This is a genomic window from Thioalkalivibrio sp. K90mix, from assembly GCF_000025545.1.
Lineage (GTDB): Bacteria > Pseudomonadota > Gammaproteobacteria > Ectothiorhodospirales > Ectothiorhodospiraceae > Thioalkalivibrio.
In genome coordinates this window covers 1526780-1548219 of record NC_013889.1, presented here as the reverse complement: position 1 = coordinate 1548219, position 21440 = coordinate 1526780, and the positions used below count along the sequence as shown (strand labels likewise).

At 62.4% G+C, this 21440-nt stretch carries 17 protein-coding genes; 15 read left to right on the top strand and 2 right to left on the bottom strand.

What is annotated here, in order from left to right:
* The 10 genes from cobT (at position 1) to TK90_RS07260 (ending at position 9594) form a co-directional block, all read left to right on the top strand.
* Positions 1-1062 (top strand): nicotinate-nucleotide--dimethylbenzimidazole phosphoribosyltransferase, encoded by a 1062-nt coding sequence (gene cobT / locus TK90_RS07305; RefSeq protein WP_012982843.1) that lies wholly within the window; start codon positions 1-3, stop codon positions 1060-1062.
* Positions 1059-1631: a histidine phosphatase family protein gene (locus TK90_RS07300; RefSeq protein ID WP_012982842.1), complete on the top strand. Its 573-nt coding sequence runs from the start codon at positions 1059-1061 to the stop codon at positions 1629-1631. Before cobT ends, TK90_RS07300 begins: the two co-directional genes overlap by 4 nt.
* Before the next feature lie 109 nt (positions 1632-1740).
* Positions 1741-2511 carry an adenosylcobinamide-GDP ribazoletransferase gene (gene cobS, locus TK90_RS07295; RefSeq protein ID WP_012982841.1) on the top strand — a complete coding sequence of 257 codons (771 nt, stop codon included), beginning with the start codon at positions 1741-1743 and terminating at the stop codon, positions 2509-2511.
* Between the two features lie 75 nt (positions 2512-2586).
* Positions 2587-3216, top strand: coding sequence for a YIP1 family protein (locus TK90_RS07290; RefSeq protein WP_012982840.1), 630 nt, complete (start codon positions 2587-2589; stop codon positions 3214-3216).
* Between the two features lie 516 nt (positions 3217-3732).
* On the top strand, positions 3733-5028 hold the full coding sequence (locus tag TK90_RS07285) for a flagellin (RefSeq protein ID WP_012982839.1): 1296 nt from the start codon (positions 3733-3735) through the stop codon (positions 5026-5028).
* A gap of 74 nt (positions 5029-5102) precedes the next feature.
* The gene (locus TK90_RS15505) at positions 5103-5534 is read left to right on the top strand and encodes a flagellar protein FlaG (protein WP_012982838.1); all 432 of its coding nucleotides are present in this window, start codon (positions 5103-5105) and stop codon (positions 5532-5534) included.
* A 261-nt stretch (positions 5535-5795) separates the two neighbouring features.
* A complete protein-coding gene (locus TK90_RS07275) occupies positions 5796-7109 on the top strand; it encodes a flagellin (protein WP_012982837.1) in 1314 nt (437 codons plus the stop codon).
* 256 nt (positions 7110-7365) lie between these two features.
* Entirely contained in the window at positions 7366-8724 is a 1359-nt protein-coding gene (gene fliD / locus TK90_RS07270) for a flagellar filament capping protein FliD (RefSeq protein WP_012982836.1), read from the top strand.
* Positions 8725-8747: 23 nt separating this feature from the next.
* On the top strand, positions 8748-9161 hold the full coding sequence (gene fliS / locus TK90_RS07265; protein WP_012982835.1) for a flagellar export chaperone FliS: 414 nt from the start codon (positions 8748-8750) through the stop codon (positions 9159-9161).
* Between the two features lie 49 nt (positions 9162-9210).
* A complete protein-coding gene (locus TK90_RS07260; protein WP_012982834.1) occupies positions 9211-9594 on the top strand; it encodes a flagellar protein FliT in 384 nt (127 codons plus the stop codon).
* Between the two features lie 391 nt (positions 9595-9985).
* On the opposite strand, the gene TK90_RS07255 is transcribed toward TK90_RS07260, so the two are convergent.
* On the bottom strand, positions 9986-11221 hold the full coding sequence (locus TK90_RS07255) for a GNAT family N-acetyltransferase (protein WP_012982833.1): 1236 nt from the start codon (positions 11219-11221) through the stop codon (positions 9986-9988).
* A gap of 3 nt (positions 11222-11224) precedes the next feature.
* Positions 11225-12340: a thioredoxin-disulfide reductase gene (gene trxB, locus TK90_RS07250; protein ID WP_017926897.1), complete on the bottom strand. Its 1116-nt coding sequence runs from the start codon at positions 12338-12340 to the stop codon at positions 11225-11227.
* A gap of 452 nt (positions 12341-12792) precedes the next feature.
* On the opposite strand from trxB, the gene TK90_RS07245 reads away from it, so the two are divergent.
* From TK90_RS07245 to TK90_RS07230, 5 genes are all read left to right on the top strand, one after another.
* Complete coding sequence (locus TK90_RS07245; protein WP_012982831.1) at positions 12793-15687, top strand: ribonucleoside-diphosphate reductase subunit alpha; 2895 nt, start codon at positions 12793-12795, stop codon at positions 15685-15687.
* 109 nt (positions 15688-15796) lie between these two features.
* Positions 15797-17035: a ribonucleotide-diphosphate reductase subunit beta gene (locus TK90_RS07240; RefSeq protein WP_012982830.1), complete on the top strand. Its 1239-nt coding sequence runs from the start codon at positions 15797-15799 to the stop codon at positions 17033-17035.
* 543 nt (positions 17036-17578) lie between these two features.
* A complete protein-coding gene (locus TK90_RS07235) occupies positions 17579-18661 on the top strand; it encodes a reverse transcriptase family protein (RefSeq protein ID WP_168021575.1) in 1083 nt (360 codons plus the stop codon).
* The gene (locus tag TK90_RS15065) at positions 18651-19364 is read left to right on the top strand and encodes a retron Ec48 family effector membrane protein (protein WP_012982828.1); all 714 of its coding nucleotides are present in this window, start codon (positions 18651-18653) and stop codon (positions 19362-19364) included. The genes TK90_RS07235 and TK90_RS15065 overlap by 11 nt, the downstream gene beginning before the upstream one ends.
* Before the next feature lie 708 nt (positions 19365-20072).
* Positions 20073-21347 carry an IS256 family transposase gene (locus TK90_RS07230; RefSeq protein ID WP_012981820.1) on the top strand — a complete coding sequence of 425 codons (1275 nt, stop codon included), beginning with the start codon at positions 20073-20075 and terminating at the stop codon, positions 21345-21347.
* Positions 21348-21440 lie beyond the last annotated feature (93 nt).

Sequence of the window (21440 nt, the reverse complement as noted above, 5' to 3'; positions counted from 1 at the left end):
GTGACCGAAGACTGTGACTGGCTGCAGGTGCCGCCGGCTGCCCTCAACGTCGAGGCGGGCCAGGCGGCGGCCGAGCGCCAGGCCCATCTGACCAAGCCACCGGGCTCGCTCGGGCGACTGGAGGCGATCGCCGAGCGCCTGGCCGCCATGCAGGGTGTGTCCCAGCCCATGCTGGAGCGGGCGCATATCACGGTGTTTGCGGGCGATCACGGTGTGGTGGCGGAGGGCATTTCGCGTTTCCCGCAGGCCGTGACCGTACAGATGGTCGCGAACTTCGCGAATGGCGGCGCGGCGATCTCGGTGTTGGCCCGGCACCTGGGGGCGTCCATCGAGGTGATCAACCTGGGTACGGTGGCCCAGCCCCCGGATGTGGCCGGCGTGCAGCAGCTGAACCTGGGGCCCGGCACTGCCAACCTCGTACGCGAGCCGGCGATGACGCCGGCGCAGCTGGAACGCGCGCTCAACGCCGGCCGCCAGTGTGCCGAGCGTGCGCGACGGGGGGACGCACAACTGTTCATCGGTGGCGAGATGGGCATCGGCAACACGACGGCCGCCGCTGCACTCGCCTGTTCGATACTGGACCTGCCCCCGGTCGATCTGGCTGGGCCCGGCACGGGTCTGGATGCGAACGGGGTACGCCACAAGGCCGAGGTGATCGAGCAGGCCCTGCGCACCCACGCCGCGGTGCGTGGCGAGGCACTCGGCAGTCTGCGCTGTCTGGGGGGATTCGAGATTGCGGGCCTGGCTGGCGCCTACATTGCGGCGGCGCAGATCGGGCTGCCGGTGCTGGTGGATGGTTTCATCAGCACCTCCGCGGCGCTGGTGGCCGAGCGCCTGTGTCCGGGCACGGCGGAATGGTTCTTCTACGCCCACAGTTCGGCGGAGCCGGGTCACCAGCGGCTGCTGGAAGCACTGGCGGCCGAGCCGCTGCTCGATCTCGGCATGCGCCTCGGCGAGGGCAGTGGCGCGGCCACCGCCGTGCCCCTGCTGCGCCTGGCCTGCGAGCTGCACGCCGGCATGGCGACCTTCGCCGAGGCCGGCGTCTCGGGCGATACCCGGTGACCGCTGCAGCCCGGATCGGCCTGCTGCGCCACGGCGAGACCACCGGCACCGGTTTTCGCGGACGTGGCTGTGATGATCCGCTGACCCCTGAAGGCGAGAGGGCGATGCGCGCGGCGTTCGAGTCCTCCGGCGAGTGGGATCGCGTCGTGTGTTCGCCACTGCAGCGCTGTCGGCTTCCGGCCGAAGGCTTCGCCCGCGCGGCCGGAATCCCCGTGCAGTGTGATCCACGCCTGCAGGAGTTACATTTCGGGGACTGGGAGGGACGTACCGCGGAGCAGCTGATGTGTGACGATGCCGAGGCCCTGGGGCGGTTCTGGCAGGATCCCTTCGGCTATCCGCCGCCCAACGGCGAAGACCTCGGCCGCTTCCGCGACCGGGTGCTGGCCGGCTGGGAGCAGAGCGTGGTCGCGCCGGGTGATCGCGTCCTGGTCGTCACCCACGGTGGGGTGATTCGCCTGCTCCGCGCATACCTGGAGGGCTGGCCGTTGGAGAAGCTATTGTCGATCGAAGTCCCGTTGGCCTCGCTGTACGTTGTTGAGCCGGGCCAGCGCGAAGGGGTCCCCTCGTGATCGGGCACGAAACCTGTAGGAGGCCAGCCCCCTGGCCGATTGGGAATGGGCCAACGCCCCATCGGCCAGGGGGCTGGCCTCCTACGGCAAGACTGGAAGGAGGGGAGTAATGAACTCCGTGTTTGCCCCCTTCTGGCTGGCACTGCAGTTCCTGACGCGACTGCCGACGCCCCCGCAGGAGCCGCGACCCGAGGACCTCGGCCGTTCGCTCCTGGCCTATCCGCTGGTGGGGCTGATCCTGGGTCTGCTTCTGGTGCTGGTGGGGATCGGGCTGTCCGCGATCCCAGGGGCGCCGGTGTTGCTGGTCGCGGCGCTGGTGCTGACGTTCTGGGTCGCGCTCACCGGTGCACTCCATCTGGACGGGCTGGCGGACACGGTGGATGCCTGGGTCGGCGGTCAGCGGCATCCGGAGCGGGCCCAGGCCATCATGAAGGACCCGGCCTGTGGCCCGATGGCGGTGGCGGCACTGATCCTGATTCTGTTGCTGAAAGGCACGGCGTTGGTGGCGGTGGCCGATACCGGTGCCTGGATCGCGCTGCTGTTGGCGGTGCTGCTGGGGCGCGTGGTGCCGCCGGTGCTGTTTCTGACCACGCCCTACGTGAACCCGGTGGGGTTGGGTGCGGACATGGCGAAGCACCTTCCTCGCAGCGCCGCCATCGGCGTCGTCGGCGGCTCGGCCGTCGTGGTGCTGGTGCTGGGCCTGCTCTCCGGCCTTTGGGGGGTGATACCGGCCCTGGTCGCCGCCGGCCTGACGCTGTGGGTGGCAACGCGCGTACTGAGACACTGGCTGGGAGGCTTCACCGGCGACACGGCCGGGGCGACGTTGGAGCTGGTGGAGACCCTGACACTCGTGATTCTGGTCCTGACGCTTGCTGGCTAGGCGCTGATCGGCGAGGGCAGGGTTCGGGGCTGGTGTTGTCACGAAACCGTCACGGGATTGCCACATACTGACGGGATGAACTCATTCCCCTCCCGTCTGAACCCGGGCCGGCTGGTCCTGCGCACACTGACGAACCCCCTGCGGGCGGTACGCGAGGCCGGCGAACTGGAGACAGTGCCGCCCTGGTGGCAGACGTTCGTGCGACTGGCGTTCCCGGTGCTGCTGGTCAGCGTGATCGTCAGCCAGTGGCTGTACCAGATCATCCCGCCCGGGTTGCCGCCGGAGGCGATGCCGGGGGCCTGGGGCTTCGGGGTCTACAGCGTGCTGGCGATGAGTATCGGGGTGCTGGGCCTGGCCTGGTCCGCGCACTACCTGACCGAGCTGTTCCAGGGCTACTCCCATCCGGATCGGGCCATGCTGGCCGTGACCATCGGCCTTCTGCCGGCCTGGGTGGGCAAGGTTGTGGCCGCCTTCCCCTGGCCCTGGGGCAACACCGTCGGCTTGCTGCTGATCCTCTACAGCCTGTGGCTGCTGTACGGGTCGCTGTGCGGCATCCTCGGGCTGAAGCGTGGCAACCGCATCGGCCTGTTCGTGGCCACCGTCTTCTGCGGCGCGTTCATCACCCTCATCTTCGGCTGGCTGCTGATGGACCTGATCCCCGGCGCCACCCCCGAGACCCGCATCGGCACCACCTGGCTGATCTGATTCACTCCGGCCCTGTAGGAGGCCAGCCCTCTGGCCGATTGGGAACATGCCAACGCCCCATCGGCCAGAGGGCTGGCCTCCTACAGGGGGAAATCGGGCAACTGGGGCCGCCTTGGTTTTCGTTGCCCAAGATCCATATCTCTGAGGGTCCACGCCGATTGCTGGGTGGCCTTGCTCCTTGGCGATGACGGTAGTAGTGGCTTCGGACCTGACACAGTTTTCTCGCATCACCTGGGTGCGTCAAAGCGGTTGTTCAGGACCACGGGTATGTGGCTGGCCTGTGTCCCCTGTGGTGCTGTGCGGCTTCGTATCGGCCGTGGCTGATGAGTGGTGTGAGCCGAAGCGCTGGGGTGGCGAGCGTGCGCCGTGGCGGACACGTTCAGGCGGGCGGCAAAATTTTTCCGGAATGGGGCTAAAGGATTCGGTCGAGCGGTCGTTACTGCTTTCGAAGGCGCACGAGTGTTCGCCGAGGAAGCCGACCAAGGTGGTTCGGCATGACGCTACAGGAGCGTAATCATGTCTCAAGTCATCAACACCAATATCCTGTCCCTGAATGCTCAGCGCAATCTGAGCAATTCCCAGGGCGCGCTGGCCCAGAGCCTGGAGCGACTGTCCTCCGGCCTGCGTATCAACAGTGCCAAGGATGACGCCGCCGGTCTGGCGATCTCCGAACGCTTTACCACCCAGATTCGCGGCCTGAACCAGGCCGTGCGCAACGCGAACGACGGCATCTCGTTTGCGCAGACCGCCGAGGGTGCGCTGAGCACCGTGGGCGATGCCCTTCAGCGTATCCGCGAGCTGTCCGTCCAGGCGGCGAACGACTCCAACTCCGCCTCCGACCGCGAGGCCCTGAACAACGAGGCCCAGCAGCTGATCGCCGAGATTGGCCGCGTCGCGAACTCCACCGAGTTCAACGGTGACGCGATCCTGGATGGCGCCCTGCAGGATCTGTTCTTCCAGATTGGCGCGAATCAGGGTCAGAACATTGCGGTCTCCGGGGTCGATGCGCGCACTACGGAACTGGGTCGCGCTATTTCGGAAGGTGACTCCGGGCTGACTCAGCAGCAATTGAACGACGTCGGCATCGAAGGGATTTCCAATATCACGATCACCCTGGATAAGGTCGGTGTATTGGGGGGTGACGATGACGACGCATTGGGAGTTGAATTGGAGGTTGATCTTGACGGCGTAACGTCCCTCGAAGACGCGGTCCGGCAGATCAATGCCGCACTGGCGGCGCCCACAGGTGATGCGGCAGGAAGCCTTGAGGACGGGGAGTTAGACGATGCCGACGCGGCGATCGCTGCGATTCGCGATGCCGGCCTCAGTGCATCGCTGGTCACCAATAGCAATGGTGAAACCACGATAGCCATTCGTGGCAACTTCGATACCTCATTCTCGGTTCAAGGTGGTAAGGTCGAGTTGGGCGACGAAGTAGAAGTCACTTTGTTCGGAGACGGAGACGACGCCGACCCCACTTCCGTCGACTCTCGGGCGCGGAACCTTACCGATGTCGATATTGGCAGCCGGGGTGGCGCTACCGAGGCTCTTGCAATCGTCGATGGGGCTCTGAACCAGATCAATTCGTTGCGGGCCGACTTGGGTTCGATCCAGGTGCGCTTCGAAAACACCATTGCCAACCTGCAGGTGTCCTCGGAGAATCTGGAGTCGGCTCGCTCACGTATTCGGGATGCGGATTTTGCCTCCGAAACGGCTGAGCTGACCCGGGCGCAGATCCTGCAGCAGGCCGGTACCTCGGTGCTGGCCCAGGCGAACGCGACGTCGCAGAACGTGCTGGCCTTGTTGCAGTAAGTTGAACCGGTAAAAGGCCATGAGACGGGCGGGTGGCCAGACGGTCACCCGCCCTTGATGGCGAGGGAAGCAAGATGAGTGATTCGATTGGCAGTATCACTTCATTGGTGTTTCAGCCTGCCCGTCAGGGGCAGGGCGATGCCTCGATTCCGGTTGCTAAAGGGTTGAACGATACCGCGGGTTCTCGGAATGCCAGTTTCGGGGATGTCCCGGCGAGCCCCGATACTCCTGAACGGGGGCTGGATGAATCGACCCAGTCTGTGGACTTGGGAGAGTCGGAGGGCATGGAGCAGGTCGTGGAGTCGATCAACGCCTATCTGCAATCGTCCAAGCGTGCGCTGGAGTTCAGCGTGGATGATTCGAGCGGCCGGACCGTGATCACGGTCAAGGATGCCGAGCAGGACGAGGTGATCCGGCAGATTCCGCCGGAGGCAGTGGTGGCCCTGATTCGTCATTTCCAGGAACAGCAAGGCCTGGATGGTACGGGGGTCGAGGAACGGGCCTGACCGACCCGGCACATTATCAACCACAGTGACTTTCGGCCGGGCTTGTCCCGGCTTTTTTCTGTCGGCCGATATGGGGGTGCATCGGATGTGGGGGCTCGACAGGAAATCGTTGCGGAACCCACATAGGCACAATGGCAAGAAAATCGAAAATTCGTGTTAAAGCTCACGGATAGCTTGTCGTTAACGGGCCTGAGAGCGGTTGAATGCCGCCATCGCGATCGCCCGAGGCGGTCTAAAGCTATGCCGTAAGGAGACGTAATCATGTCCCAAGTTATCAACACGAACATCCTGTCCCTGAACGCTCAGCGCAATCTGAGCCAGTCGCAGGGTGCCCTGGGCCAGAGCCTCGAGCGGCTGTCCTCGGGCCTGCGAATCAACAGCGCAAAGGACGATGCCGCCGGTCTGGCCATCTCCGAGCGCTTCAGCACGCAGATCAACGGCCTGAACCAGGCTGTGCGCAACGCCAACGACGGTATCTCGTTCTCGCAGACCGCCGAAGGTGCGCTGAGTACCGTGGGCGATGCGCTGCAGCGGATCCGTGAACTGTCCGTACAGGCGGCGAACGACTCCAACTCCGCGTCCGACCGCGAGGCCCTGAACAACGAGGCCCAGCAGCTCGTGGCCGAAATCAGCCGCGTTGCCAACGAGACCGAGTTCAACGGCGACGCCATCCTGGATGGGGCGTTGAACGACATCTTCTTCCAGATCGGGGCTAACCAGGGGCAGAACATCGCGGTGTCCGGTGCGGATGCTCGCGCGACCGAATTGGGCCGAGTGATCGCCGAGGGTAGCGAAGGGCTCACGCAGACTCAGATTAATGATGTGGGCATCGAAGAGATCAACAACATCACGATCAACTTGGAGCAGGTAGGGGTACTTGGCGAAGGAGAGGACAACGATCTCGGGGTTGAGCTGGAGGTCGACCTGGAAGGGATGGGGGTTAATACGCTGGAGGATGCAGTTCGCGAAATTAACGCGGCGATCGCTTCTCCGGATCCGGACAATGAAAATGTGGGGAGTTTTGTTTCTGGCGAAGACCTTGATGACGAAGAAGCCATGGCGGCATTGCGAGATGCGGGCCTGAGTGCCGCACTCGTCACCAATGACGATGGTGAAACCACGATCGCGATTCGCGGAAACTTTGACACAGAGTTTTCGGTGGATGGTGGCGGTGTGACCCTAGAGGGAGGCGACACTACCGATCCTGATGTGACGCTATTCGATTCTGATGGTGATGGAGCTGCGGTGGATGGTCAGACCTTGAATCTCACAGATGTGGATATCGCGTCGCGTTCGGGGGCCACCGAAGCCCTGGCTGTAGTGGATGGTGCCCTAGACCAAGTCAATTCCCTGCGAGCCGACCTGGGCTCTATTCAGGTGCGTTTCGAAAACACCATCGCCAACCTGGAGATCTCCTCGGAGAACCTCGATGCGGCCCGATCCCGAATCCGGGATGCCGACTTCGCCGAGGAAACCGCGGAGCTGACCCGTGCCCAGATCCTGCAGCAGGCGGGGACCTCCGTACTGTCGCAGGCGAACGCCACGTCGCAGAACGTGCTGGCACTGCTGCAGTAAGCCGGGGTCTTCAAGAAGACCTTATGTAAGGCGGGTGGCCTTGGGCTGCCCGCCTTTTTTATTGCGCGGATCCAATCCCGAACCATGTGAAGCCAGGTTGGGTACTCGCTACGGCTGCGCCAGACTGAAGCCGAAGCGTGAACCGGTTCACGAACGAAGCGGCGCGGCTTGGCTAAAGAAATCGCTGAAACAGTCGTTATACTCAGCTAGAACGCATGCGAAAGTCCCGAACAGGGGCGTGGTGAGGTGGCGCGTCATGGCAATTAGTTCTCTCGGCGTAGGGTCCGGACTGGACCTGAATCAGCTGGTAGGGCAGCTCGTAGCGGCCGAGCGCGAGCCCAAGGAACAGCGCCTGAACCAGCGCGAAGAGCGCATTGACGCGCAGATTTCGGCCTTTGGCGAGCTGACCAGCAGTGTGGACCAGGTGGGTTCGGTGCTGGGCGATCTTTCCGGTTTCGAACCTACGCAATCGGCCTCGGTGGCGGATGACAGCGTGGCGAACGTCACGGTGACCGGGGACGCCGAGAACAGTGATTTCTCGCTTGAGGTCAATCAGCTCGCGCAATCTCAGATCGTTGCCTCGGCTGCCGGTGATTTCGACAGCGCCGATGACGAAGTAGGCGCGGGTCAGCTGCAGATCCAGGTCGGCAACGGGAATGCCGTCACTATTGACGTGGAAGAGGGCGCCACCCTGCGCGATGTTCGCAATGCGATTAACGACTCCGAAGCGGGTGTCACCGCGTCCATTGTGAATGACGGCAACGGTGCGCGCCTGGTACTGAGCGCGAACGAGACCGGAGCGGATAACACCATCTCCGTCACGGCGACGGAAGACCCCGAGGGCAGTGGACTGGGCCGACTGGATAGCAGCAACCTGACCGAGACCCGCGCGGCCCAGGACGCGGAGGCCGTCATCAACGGACTGACCGTCACCAGCTCCAGTAACACGTTGAGCGACACGATCGAGGGGCTCGAGATCGAACTGACGGGTGTCTCCAGCGGCCCGACAACCGTGTCCGTGTCGGAGGATCGCGACGAGCTGGAATCGCTGCTGCAGAGCTTCGTGGAGAACTACAACGCGCTCATCGGGCAGACCAACCAGCTCACGGCTTACGATCCCGAAGAGGACGAGGCGGCCGTGCTGACGGGCGACAGCACGGTGCGCGGGATTCGCAGCCGTCTTGGCAACGCCCTGATCCAGCCAGCGGAAGGTGCTGGCGGATCCAATCAAACGCTGGCCGAACTCGGCATCATCTCCAACCGGGATGGGACGCTGAGTTTTGACAGTACTCGCTTCAGTGAGGCCATGGAGCGTGACGGATTCGAAAATATCTCCGACACCGTGCGCAACATCGCGGGCCAGATGCGCGATGTGACGGACAGCTTTACCGGCCGCGATGGACTGATACAGGTTCGGCAGGACGGGCTGCAGAGTGATCTCAGCCGAATCGAACGCCAGCGCGAGGATCTGGAAGCCCGCATCGAGCGGCTTGAGGCGAATTGGGTGCGTCAGTTTTCGCGGATGGACTCCATGGTGGCGCAAATGCAGGCCACGGGCGATCAACTGATGGCGCAATTGGCCAACACGCCGCTGGCCAGAAATCAATCCCGATAACCTCACCGAGCAGGGGTAGTGAAATGTACGGACCGGGCATGAACAGGGCAGTCAACCAGTATCGGCAAGCGGGGCCGATGGCCGAGGCACAGGTGGCCGATCCTCACCGTCTGATTCAGATGCTGTTCGAGGGGGCCCTGGAGCGTATCGCGGTGGCGAAGGGCGCGATGCAGCAGGGCAATGTCGCGGTCAAGGGTGAACGCATTGGTAAGGCGATCGATATTGTCGAATCACTCAGGGCGATGCTGGATCACAAGCATCGGCCGGAGCTGGCTGCGAACCTGGATGCACTCTATGCGTACATGACCCGTCGCCTGCTGGAAGGCAACGCCCAGAACGATCCGGCGGCGCTGGACGAGGTGGCCAAGCTGCTGCGCGAGATCAAGGCCGGCTGGGACGACATTCCACCCGAGGAGCGCCAGCGCAAGGCGGGTTGAGGCGCGCCTCCTTGACGGCACCATCGCCTCGTGGTGTTGTTCGCCGATTATGACGACCAACGATGCGGGTAAAGACGACTCCGGTGCAACGCTGGAGGATGCGGTGGAAGCCGTACGCGGCCTGATGGACCAGGCCATCCGCGAGGAAGACTGGGACCACCTGGAAGAGCTGGACCTGAAGGCGCGTGTGCTGGTCGAGCGTGCCTTTGGCGATGAGCCCGTACCGTTGCGTGATGACACGGGCGAAGCCCTGCGCAGCGCACTGGAACGCCTCTCGACATTCTATGAAGAAACCGTCCCGATCCTGGCCGAACGCCGCGGCGATGCCAGCCGCCAGTTGCGCGAACTGCGCGCGGGGCGGAAAGGCACCAACGCCTACGAGAATACCCGCCGCAACTCCATGCGCTCCGGTCCGATGAAGCCCGGCGGCTGATTCGCAGCTCCAGACGGCCGCCGATGTCCCGGATGTGGCCGGCTCACGTCGCCATCATTTCCTCGGCAGTCGTTTCGACTCTCGGCCCCCGAGAATTTTCATCTCGTGTCAACCCGGAAAGGCACAGCGGTTAGCCGCCACCTCTGGTGTCGGGCGCTGGGCAGACCGTTGGGGGTTGTCTGACGCGGGAGATCCTGGCGCTCCGCTGCGGCGGGGATGACGGATACCCTGGCCCTGGTGGTTTGCCAAGCCCCGTAGGAGCCTGCTTGCAGGCGAATGGTCTGGGGCGGGCTCCAGCGCGGGCAGGGGCTTCGCGGGCGAGCCCGCTCCTACGGGTGGTGCCGCGCTGGTAGTTAGCGCGCGGGCACCGGCGGATGGGGAAGGAGATCGGTCAGGTGCGAGGTGCATCGTCTGGTTGGGAGGCCTGCCGGTAGGGCGAGTGTTCGTGCAGGCGTTCGCACTGGGTGCGCATCAGCTGGGCCTCGCGCTCGCAGAAGTCGCGCACGGGCTGGTCGAAGCCTTCGGTCAGGATCAGGTGGGCGGACCAGGTGGGCGTGGGCAGGAAGCCGCGCGGGATCTTGTGCTCGCCCTGCGCGCCGGGCTCGAAGCGGGCCAGCCCCTCGCGGATGCAGAACTCGATGCCCTGGTAGTAGCAGGTCTCGAAGTGCAGATCGGCCAGCTCCTCGGTGCAGCCCCAGAAGCGCCCGTACAGGGTGTCGTGGCTGCGATAGCAAAGCGCCGCGGCGATGGTCTCGTCGTCCCCCGCATCGCCTGGGCGTCTTGCCTCGAACAGCACCACCTGATCGCCCAGCGCCGCCGCCGTCTCCACGAAGAACGCCTCGGACAGCGTCGGGATGCCCATGTGCTTTTCGAAGGTGTCGACGTAGAAGCGGTGGAAGCGTGCCCAGTCCTCGGGCGATCCGGTGGCCCCGGTCAGGGTGCGGAACTCGATGCCGGCCTCGGCGACGCGGCGGCGTTCGCGCTTGATGTTCTTGCGCTTTTTCGAGCTGAGCGCGCCGAGGAAGGCGTCGAAGTCCTTGTAGCCCCCGTCCGGGGCGTTGGTCCAGTGGTACTGGCAGCCCATGCGCTCAGCCAGGCCCAGCTCGCGGGTTACGGCGAGATCGTCGGCGTTCGGGAACAGGATGTTTACGCCGGAGGCGTTCAGCTCGCGCCCGCGGGTGGCGAGGGCGCGCACGAGAAGGGTGCGCAGGTGATCGAAGTCCGCCGCCTCCGGGTGCACCAGCAGGCGCGGCCCGGTAGCCGGGGTGTAGGGCACGGAGACGACCAGCTTGGGGTAATAGTTAAGCCCGTGGCGGCTCCACGCGCTCTCCCAGGCGAAGTCGAACACGAACTCGCCGTAGTTGTTGGTCTTGGCGTAGGCGGGTGCGGCCGCAACAAGCTGATCCTCGCGAAAGATCAGCACATGCTGCGGGAACCAGCCGAACTGCCGCCCCAGGCAGCCGTGGCGCTCCAGGCCCTCCAGGAAGGCATGGCGCAAAAACGGCTCGGTGCCGCCGGTCAGGGCATCCCAGGCTCCCGGGTCCACGTCGGCCAGGCTATCGCGCAGCTCGATGCGCTCGGCGTGGTCTTCCGGCGGGGTTGCCTGGGTGTCGCCCTCGGCGCTCACGACTCAGCCGTTCTCTTCGAGGTATTTCTCCGCGTCCAGTGCGGCCATGCAGCCGGTGCCGGCAGAGGTCACCGCCTGGCGGTAGACATGGTCCATCACGTCGCCGGCGGCGAACACGCCCGGCACGGAGGTCGCGGTAGCGTTGCCTTCCAGCCCGCTTTGTACCTTGATATAGCCGCCTTCCATGTCCAGCTGACCCTGAAAGATGTCGGTGTTCGGCTTGTGGCCGATGGCGATGAACACGCCCATCAGCTCGACGTCCTTCGTCTCGCCGCTTTGCGCATGCTTGATGCGCATGCCGGTCACGCCGGAGTCGTCGCCCAGGATCTCGTCCAGGGTGTGGTTCCACTCGATCGTGACGTTGCCGTTCTTCTCTTTCTCGAACAGCTTGTCCTGCAGGATCTTCTCCGCGCGCAGCGCATCGCGGCGGTGTACCAGCACGACCTCGGAGGCGATGTTGGACAGGTACAGGGCCTCCTCGACCGCGGTATTGCCGCCGCCGATCACCGCGACCTTCTGGTTGCGGTAGAAAAAGCCGTCGCAGGTAGCACAGGCGGACACACCCTTGCCCATGAATGCCTGTTCGGATTCCAGCCCGAGATACTGGGCGGAGGCTCCGGTGCAGATGATCAGCGCGTCACAGGTGTACTCGCCGGCATCGCCGACCAGGCGGTAGGGCTTGTCCTTCAGATGCACCGTATGGATGTGATCAAAGATCACCTCGGTGTCAAAGCGTTCTGCATGCTTTTGCATGCGTTGCATAAGCTCAGGACCCTGCACGCCGTCGTTGTCGCCCGGCCAGTTGTCCACGTCGGTGGTGGTCATCAGCTGGCCGCCTTGTTCCAGACCCGTGATCACCACCGGGTTCAGGTTGGCGCGTGCAGCGTAGACGGCCGCGGTCCAGCCGGCGGGGCCGGAACCCAGGATCAGTAGCGGGCAGTGGCGCGGTTTCTTCTCGTCGCCACCCTTTTTTTCCTTGGAAGAGGGCTCGCCGGCACCGGAGAGCGAGACGGCGCCAGCGGCGGCCTGAACGGCCCCGGTGGCGACGGCGGCCTTGGGCATGTCCTTCTTATCGGCCTTCTTGCTCTTCTTGTCGGATGGGTCCTTGGCGTCGCTCATGCGGTACTCCCTGTCGATTCGATGAATACGGCTGGCGCTGCCGGTCGGGCCGACGGCGCGCAAGGCGGGTTCGATAAGGCGGGGATTATTGGCACCCGGCGGGGCTTTGTCCAACACCGCCACCGCGCGCGAGGGTCCACCCGGATTCGACCTTGGGAAGACCCATCGACGGATACCGATTCGGTAATCGCGGGCCATAAAACATTTTCATGTTCGTGTTTGCTGATGGTGGGCCCGAACGATCACAACGAGGGCGATTTATCCACCACCGGGCGAACGCCCGAAGAATGGCGGCAGAGTGCCGGGTTGGGGTTTTTATCCACAGCTTGCCCACGGGTTGTCCGAGGGGTTATTCGGCTGACAGGCACAAGATATTGTGTCTATGCACTTCCCGATCCCCGATCTATAGTACTTCACGTCCACTACCCACAGTTACGCGTGAGGCCGCCACCATGTACAGCGACACCCAGACCGCCGAAGCCCAAGAGGGCATCCAGTACCCGCCGCAGGCCGAACCGTCGGCCGAGGTCCTGGCGACCAGCCCGGGCCAGCACCAGGTGATTCGCCGCAATGGCAAGGTCACCGGCTTCGATGCCTCCAAGATCGAGGTCGCGGTGACCAAGGCCTTCCTCGCGGTGGAGGGCGGCAATGCCGCGGCCAGCCGCCGCATCCACGAGGTGTCGAAGGAAGTCGCCGGGCAGGTGGTGGACAGCCTGTTCCGCCGCGCCGGCACCCAGGGCATGACGGTGCACATCGAGGATATCCAGGACCAGGTGGAACTGGCCCTGATGCGCGGCGGCCACCACAAGGTCGCGCGGGCCTACGTGATCTACCGCGAGCAGCAGGCGCAGAAGCGTGCCGCCGAGGCCGCCGAACAATCCCCGGAAGAGCAGGAAGCGGCCGCCGCGCTGAACGTGACCCGCGCCGACGGCACCCAGGCCCCGCTGGACGAGGCGCGTCTGCAGGCGGTCGTCGCCGAGGCCTGTGACGGCATCGAGCACGTGGACGGCGAGAAGATCCTGACCGAGGCGCGCCGCAACCTGTTCGACGGCGTCGCCGAGAAGGATGTGGCCACCGCGCTGGTGATGGCCGCCCGCGTGATGATCGAGAAGGAGCCGAACTACTCCGAGGTCACCGCCCGGCTGCTGATGGACGCCCTGCGCCGCGAGGCCCTGAGCTTCGTGCACGGCCGCCCGGAAGAGGCCACCCAGGCCCAGCTGGCCGAGCGCTACGCCGAGTACTTCGGTGCCTACATCCGCCGCGCCGCCGATCTGGAGCTGGTCGACAGCGAGCTGACCCGCTACGACCTCGACAAGCTGGGCGCGGCGATCAAGCCCGAGCGCGACCTGCAGTTCACCTACTTGGGATTGCAGACCCTGTACGACCGCTACTTCATCCACTCGGACGGCACCCGCTTCGAGCTGCCGCAGGCGTTCTTCATGCGCGTGGCCATGGGTCTGGCGATCAACGAGATCGACCGCGAGGCGCGTGCGATCGAGTTCTACAACCTGCTGAGCTCGTTCGACTTCATGAGCTCCACGCCGACCCTGTTCAACTCCGGCACCCTGCGCCCGCAGCTGTCCAGCTGCTACCTGACCAGCGTCCCGGATGACCTCGACGGCATCTACAGCGCGATCCGCGACAACGCGCTGCTGTCCAAGTTTGCCGGCGGCCTGGGCAACGACTGGACCCGCGTGCGCGGCATGGGCGCCCACATCAAGGGCACCAACGGCAAGTCGCAGGGCGTGGTCCCGTTCCTCAAGGTCGCCAACGACACCGCGGTGGCGGTGAACCAGGGCGGCAAGCGCAAGGGTGCGGTGTGCGCCTACCTCGAGACCTGGCACATCGATGTCGAGGAATTCATCGAGCTGCGCAAGAACACCGGCGACGACCGCCGCCGCACCCACGACATGAACAGCGCCAACTGGATCCCGGACCTGTTCATGAAGCGCGTGGCCGAGGACGGCGACTGGACCCTGTTCTCCCCGAACGAGACCCCGGACCTGCACGACCTCGTCGGCACCGACTTCGAGAAGCGCTACTGCGAGTACGAAGAGAAGGCCGCGCGCGGCGAGCTGCGCGTGCACAAGACCATGAAGGCCGTCGACCTGTGGCGGAAGATGCTCGGCATGCTGTTCGAGACCGGCCATCCATGGATGACCTTCAAGGACCCGTGCAACCTGCGTAGCCCGCAGCAACACACCGGCGTGGTCCACAGCTCGAATCTGTGCACCGAGATCACCCTGAACACCTCGGACGACGAGATCGCGGTGTGCAACCTGGGCTCGATCAACCTGGCCGCGCATATCAACGAGGCCGGCGAGCTGGACCAGGACAAGCTCGAGCAGACCGTGAACACGGCCATGCGCATGCTCGACAACGTGATCGACTACAACTACTACTCCGTGCCGCAGGCGCGGCGCTCCAACCTGCGCCACCGCCCGGTGGGGCTGGGGATCATGGGGTTCCAGGATGCGCTGTACAAGCTGCGCATGCCGTATGCCTCCGAGGCCGCCGTGGAGTTCGCCGATACCTCCATGGAGGCGGTGTCCTACTACGCGATCAAGGCCTCGACCGACCTGGCCGAGGAGCGCGGGCGCTACGAGAGCTTCCCCGGCAGCCTGTGGAGCCAGGGCATCCTGCCGATCGACTCGGTCGAAAAGCTGGCCGAGACCCGCGGCGACTACCTGCAGATGGACACCACCCAGCGCCTGGAGTGGGACAAGCTGCGCAAGCGGGTGAAGAAGGTCGGCATGCGCAACTCCAACACCATGGCGATCGCGCCGACCGCGACCATCTCCAACATCTGTGGCGTGTCGCAGTCGATCGAGCCGACCTACCAGAACCTGTTCGTCAAATCGAACCTGTCCGGCGAGTTCACCGTAATCAACCCGTACCTGGTGCGCGACCTGAAAGACCGCGAGCTGTGGGACGAGGTGATGGTCAACGACCTCAAGTACTACGACGGCTCGGTGCAGCCGCTGGACCGCGTGCCGGACGACCTCAAGGCCCTGTACGCCACCGCGTTCGAGCTGGACACCCGCTGGCTGGTCGAGGCCGCCTCGCGCCGGCAGAAGTGGATCGACCAGGCCCAGAGCCTGAACCTGTACATGGCCGAGCCCTCCGGGCCCAAGCTGGACGCCCTGTACAAGCTGGCCTGGGTGCGCGGACTGAAGACCACCTACTACCTGCGCTCCATGGGCGCGACCCACGTGGAAAAGAGCACCGTGGCCGACTCCTCGCGCGCCAACAAGCTGAACGCCGTCTCCGGCGGCCAGCAGGCGTCCGAGCCCGAAGCGCCCAAGGCGTGCTCCATCCTCGACCCGGACTGCGAGGCCTGCCAGTAAGGCGGCCCCGCCCACGGGCACCGAATACGCACCAAGCACCGATCACAACGCACTGAACAAAAGGCCCGGCCACCGAGCCGGGCCGCCACCGAAAAGAAGAGGGGACACTATGCTTTCCTGGGACGATCCGATCGCAGCCATCAAAGGCGAAGGCCAGAAAGAACCCGCCGTCCGCCCCGGCATGGGCTTTCAGGAGAACGAAGCCCTGATGAGCACCGCCGGCGCCGCGCCCAGCGTCTCGCCGGAGCCGGAAAACGCCGGCCAGCCGCTGGCCGAGCCGAATGAAGACGCCCTGACCGGCACCGGTTTGGAAGACCTCGAGATGGGTGCCGAGCGCATCCGCGTGGATGACAAGAAGATCATCAACTGCCACGCGGACCTCAACCAGCTCGTGCCCTTCAAGTACAAGTGGGCCTGGCAGAAGTACCTGGACGGCTGCGCCAACCACTGGATGCCGCAGGAAATCAACATGAACGCGGACATCGCCCTGTGGAAGGACCCGAATGGTCTGACCGAGGACGAGCGCACCATCGTCAAGCGCAACCTCGGCTTCTTCTCCACCGCCGACTCGCTGGTGGCGAACAACCTGGTGCTGGCCGTGTACCGTCACATCACCAACCCCGAGTGCCGCCAGTACCTGCTGCGCCAGGCCTTCGAGGAGGCGCTGCACACCCACGCCTACCAGTACTGCGTGGAGTCCCTGGGCCTGGACGAGGGCGAGATCTTCAACATGTACCGCGAGGTGCCCTCCGTGGCCACCAAGGCGGAGTGGGCGCTGCCGTTCACCAAGCACCTGGCGGACCCGAACTTCCGCACCGGCACGCCGGAGGCGGACCAGAAGCTGCTGCGCGAGCTGATCGCCTTCTACGTCGTGTTCGAGGGCATCTTCTTCTACGTCGGCTTCGTGCAGATCCTCTCCATGGGCCGGCGCAACAAGATGACCGGCGTCGCCGAGCAGTTCCAGTACATCCTGCGCGACGAGTCCATGCACATGAACTTCGGCATCGACGTGATCAACCAGATCAAGGTCGAGAACCCGCACCTGTGGACCGAAGAGTTCAAGAACGAGATGCGCACCCTGATCTCGGATGCCGTGGAGCTGGAGGCGCAGTACGCGCGCGACACCATGCCCCGCGGCGTGCTCGGCATGAACGCGCAGATGTTCGAGGAATACCTGCACTTCATCGCTAACCGTCGCTGCGCGCAGATCGGCCTGGCCGAGATGTACCCGGGTGCCGACAACCCGTTCCCGTGGATGAGCGAGGTGCTGGATCTGAAGAAGGAGAAGAACTTCTTTGAGACGCGGGTTACGGAGTATCAGACGGGTGGGGCGTTGAGCTGGGATTGAGGCCGAAGGACCGGTTGGACTAGAACGTGCCAGGGATGGTGCTAACCCCCCCCTCTAACAGGCATCACAACCACGGTAGATTGCCTAAAAAAGCGCTAAGAGTCATGAACGCGCCTGCTTGCTTGACATTACCACACTCAGCGTCTACTTTCTAAATCGCAGGGGCGCATCGCCTCTTCACCGCAGCCGAGCAGTAACAACGTCGATATCTGGCCCGCTAATCTGAACAACCTAGTGGGCGTCCTCGGAGCTATAGAGGGCTAGAGGGGCGAAGTTCGTACCCTCCTCTCCTCCGACCCGGAGGAGAGATTGACAATAGGTCCGACCATGTGGTGTGTGGTAGTAGTCGGCGTTGAAGTTCGGCGAAGGTGACACATAGCACTGTACCCTATTGTATGGGTTGGTCGGGCCTATATTTAATCGATACACAGCGTTTTGATATTGTACTCCCCTTCAAAACTTTCTTCAGAATCGGTATCAAGCGAACATAATCTGTGCCAAGCACTCGATATCTCTTGGCATGAACTAGAATCGGCCCGTTCTATGCGGGGCGATGAGCGCTATACGACAATGCGGCAGCCCAAGTTAAATGGCTCTGATCGCATCGTAAACAATCCTCATTACTTAATTCGAAAAATCCAACGGCGATTGAACAAGAGGTTCTTCGCTAACCCCGATTTTATCCGTTGGCCGCGGCATATTTTTGGCTGCATACCAAACTATGTCGATGACGACGGCGAGCTAGTCACTACTGACTACGTGAGCTGTGCAAGCAAGCATTGCCAGTCGAAGAGTATCCTAAAGATGGATATCTCCGATTTCTTTGGCAATGTTCATCAAGACCACGTCTATAAGGTCTTTCTGAACTTGTTGAGCTTTCCTGAAGACGTGTCCAAGATTCTCACGGATCTTTGTACTCTCAGGGGCTCTCTTCCCCAGGGCGGCCTCACCTCGAGTTATCTGGCTTCTCTCTGTTTGCATGATAAAGAGGGGAGCGTCGTTAGGCGTCTAGAGAATAAAGGACTTGTCTATACGAGGTTGGTCGACGACATTACCGTCTCTTCTCACGTAGCTAATTATAATTTCAGCTATGCCAAGAAGATAATCACGGATATGCTTATCGAAAAAGACCTGCCTATTAACGAAGACAAGACTATTGTCCAGCGGTTATCTACCGAGCCCCTAACGGTTCATGGGCTCCGTGTTGGTTTCAAGGAGCCCCGTCTGCCTGCCGGAGAGGTAAAACGCATTCGAGCGTCGGTTCAGAGTATGGAGCAGCTTGCTCGGGAACCGAACTACCGTGTAAGTCACGCGTACCGACGCGATTACAATCGGTGTATGGGGCGCGTAAATAAATTAAGTCGTGTAGGGCATAAGCAGCATTCGATCTTGGTGAGACGGTTAAAAAGTATCCGGCCCTTGCCATCAAGGGCAGACTTGGATCGGCTGGAGGTTATGGTTAGTCGCTTAGAAAAGGATCATGCGGAGAAGCGAGCCACTTTCTGGTATTGGAAGCGATATCACAGGGCGCATGAGCGTTTGAATGTCCTGCAACTTATCTATATAGCGAAGGCTAAAAAGTTTAGGGAACGACTTAAGAAGGTCAAGCCGCTCTATGACTCGTAACAATTGGTTTTTTTTTAAAGTTCTGTCTTTTGCTGTTGTGACAGTGTTGATCGTTGGATTGGGTCTCTCGGCCACGGTGTTTTTTGTGGAAGGGTTTTCGGGTGCGTTTAGTAAGGATCTATGTTTCTCCAATCATTGTGTTCAAAACGCGTTTGATATCTATAGTGCCTCGGTAGACCTAATTAGAGGGATGCTCTCCATTGTGGTGGCGACTGCGATGGTCGGTGGTATAGGGGTGGCGCTTCAAAGTTACATTAACAACGCACAGTCAAATGCTTTGAGTAATCATCTATCGCATATTTCAGTGTTTCAGAGTTTTCTGGCCCAAGAGATCGAGAAAAGGCCGCTTGTCGAACTCAGCTCAGTAGACATATTCAAGTGGTATAATCGCATATTTGAAGAGTCTCGCGAGGGCTCTACTAAGCTGTCGAGGGGGTATGTGGAACGGATCAAGGAAATTAATCGTGCGATTCTGGAATCTAATAAACTGACCTCGAACACATCGAGTGAGAAATTTAGGTATGTAGAGCATCAGAGTAGACTGATTGGGGTTCTGGAAGAGCTTGGGGTAAGGATGTCTCGTGCGCCGCGTAACGAGTTCTATGAGGTAGAAAGCCAAGTCTTGTCGTTGGTTGTCTGCGTGAATCGAGAGTTCTGCTATTCGAGAGAGGTCCCCGAGATCATGGAAAGGCGATATCTTTAGAGCCAGAAATATAAATATACGAAATAGTGAGCAACAAGAACAGGACGCCCATGATTTCTTGGGTAAGTTGGAATGGCCAAGGCGCTCGGAGGGGAAGGCGATCTGGGTTCTCGGACAACTGTTGGGGGTTCGCAGTCTCAGTCTTAGGGTTTGGGTCCAATAAGGGTGGATGCGGTTTCTTTATGGAGAGAATGATGAGTGCATGGAGCCATTTAGCAATAGAAATCGAAAGTGCCATCAACTCTGGGATCGCTGAGTGTTATCCCTATGCGTGGGAAGAGAACCACATTACGCACGCCATGTTGGGAGGGATCCGGTCCGCTGTTCGCGGTCGAAAATTGGTTCATGGACGGGAGGCTGTGTCCGTAGAGTTTGAGACTTACAAGCTGGATGGGCGGTACGAGAAGAATTTTGGCGATATTGTGTTTTTGGTAAATATTGTTCGAAAAGGGCAGAAACCAATTCTCGGAGCAGCCTTTGTGGAAGCTAAGCGCCGTTCGCTGAACGGGCTTAGATATCCAGAAATTAGAGTTCAGCAGGCGCGTCGTATACTTAAGGTTGCGCCTCGAGCATTCTACGTGCTTTATGACTACGACTTCACGACTCGGAGTTACTGTCAAAAGTGGTGTACGGGGGGATTGAGGAAGGCGGCGTATCCGGCTGGAATGGAAGTGCGACCAACCAGCCAGCCAGAGGAGATACGCCAACATGGCTCACGATACGACAGAGAACCCGAACGGACCAGAGGACCCGTTGACCGATCTGCTGCGCCGCGGGGCGCGGGATCTGATCCAGCAAGCGGTGGAGGCAGAGTTGCGGACGTTCATGGAGACCTACGCGGAGGATCGCATGCCGGACGGTCGCCGGGCGGTCGTACGCAATGGCTATCAGCCCCAGCGCCGGGTTCAGACCGGCATCGGCGATGTACCGGTGCAGGTGCCGAAGACCCGGGATCGGTCCGGCGGTGGCCGGCACTTCACGTCGAGCCTGCTGCCCCCGTATCTGCGCCGGGCGCGCTCGGTCGAGGAGCTGCTGCCCTGGCTCTATCTCAAGGGGGTGTCCTCGGGCGACTTCCAGGAGGCGCTGAGCGCGCTGCTGGGCGAGCAGGCCCAGGGGCTGTCGGCCTCGACACTGGGCCGCCTCAAGCAGCAGTGGCTGACCGAGCACGCCGAATGGCGCGAGCGTGATCTCCGCGCCTACCGCTACAGCTACTGGTGGGCGGACGGTATCCACTTCAACCTGCGCGGGGAGGACGACGAACGCGCCTGTGTGCTGGTCATCATCGGGGTCCTGCCCGACGGGACCAAGGAGTTTGTTGCCCTCGACGACGGGATGCGCGAGTCCGAGCAGAGCTGGTACGAACTGCTGGTGCGCCTGCGGGATCATCAGGGCCTCGCGAACGGCCCGAAGCTCGCCATCGGCGATGGCGCGCTGGGCTTCTGGAAGGCCCTGGCCCGGGTCTACCCGGACACCCGCCGCCAGCGCTGCTGGGTCCACAAGACCGCCAATGTGCTGAACCGGCTGCCCAAGCGCAGTCAGCCCAAGGCCAAGTCCGCCTTGCAGGCGATCTGGATGGCCGAGACCCGCGCCGACGCCGAACAGGCCTTCGACGCCTTCCTGACCGCCTACGGCGACAAGTACCCGAAAGCCGCCGAGACGCTGGCCAAGGACCGGGAAGACCTGCTCGCGTTCTACGACTTCCCAGCCGCGCACTGGCAGTCGATCCGGACCACCAATCCGATCGAATCGACCTTCGCCACCGTGCGGCTGCGCACCGACAAGACCCGGGGCTGCGTGACCCGCAACACCGTCTTGAGCCTGACGTTCAAGCTCGGTCAGAGCACGCAGAAGCGCTGGCGTCGGCTCCGGGGTTACGAATGGCTCGACAAGCTCGAGCGCGGGGTCAAGTTCATCGACGGCATCGAGCAGACCGAACCGACCAACGACGAGGCATCCTCCATCACCGACCGGAGCGCCGCCTGAACCCGCCATCGCTCATACACCAGACTTGACCATAACTCCACGACTCGCTTTGTTAGTCAAGAAGGGTTTGATCCGTGGGGCATCAATGATCGC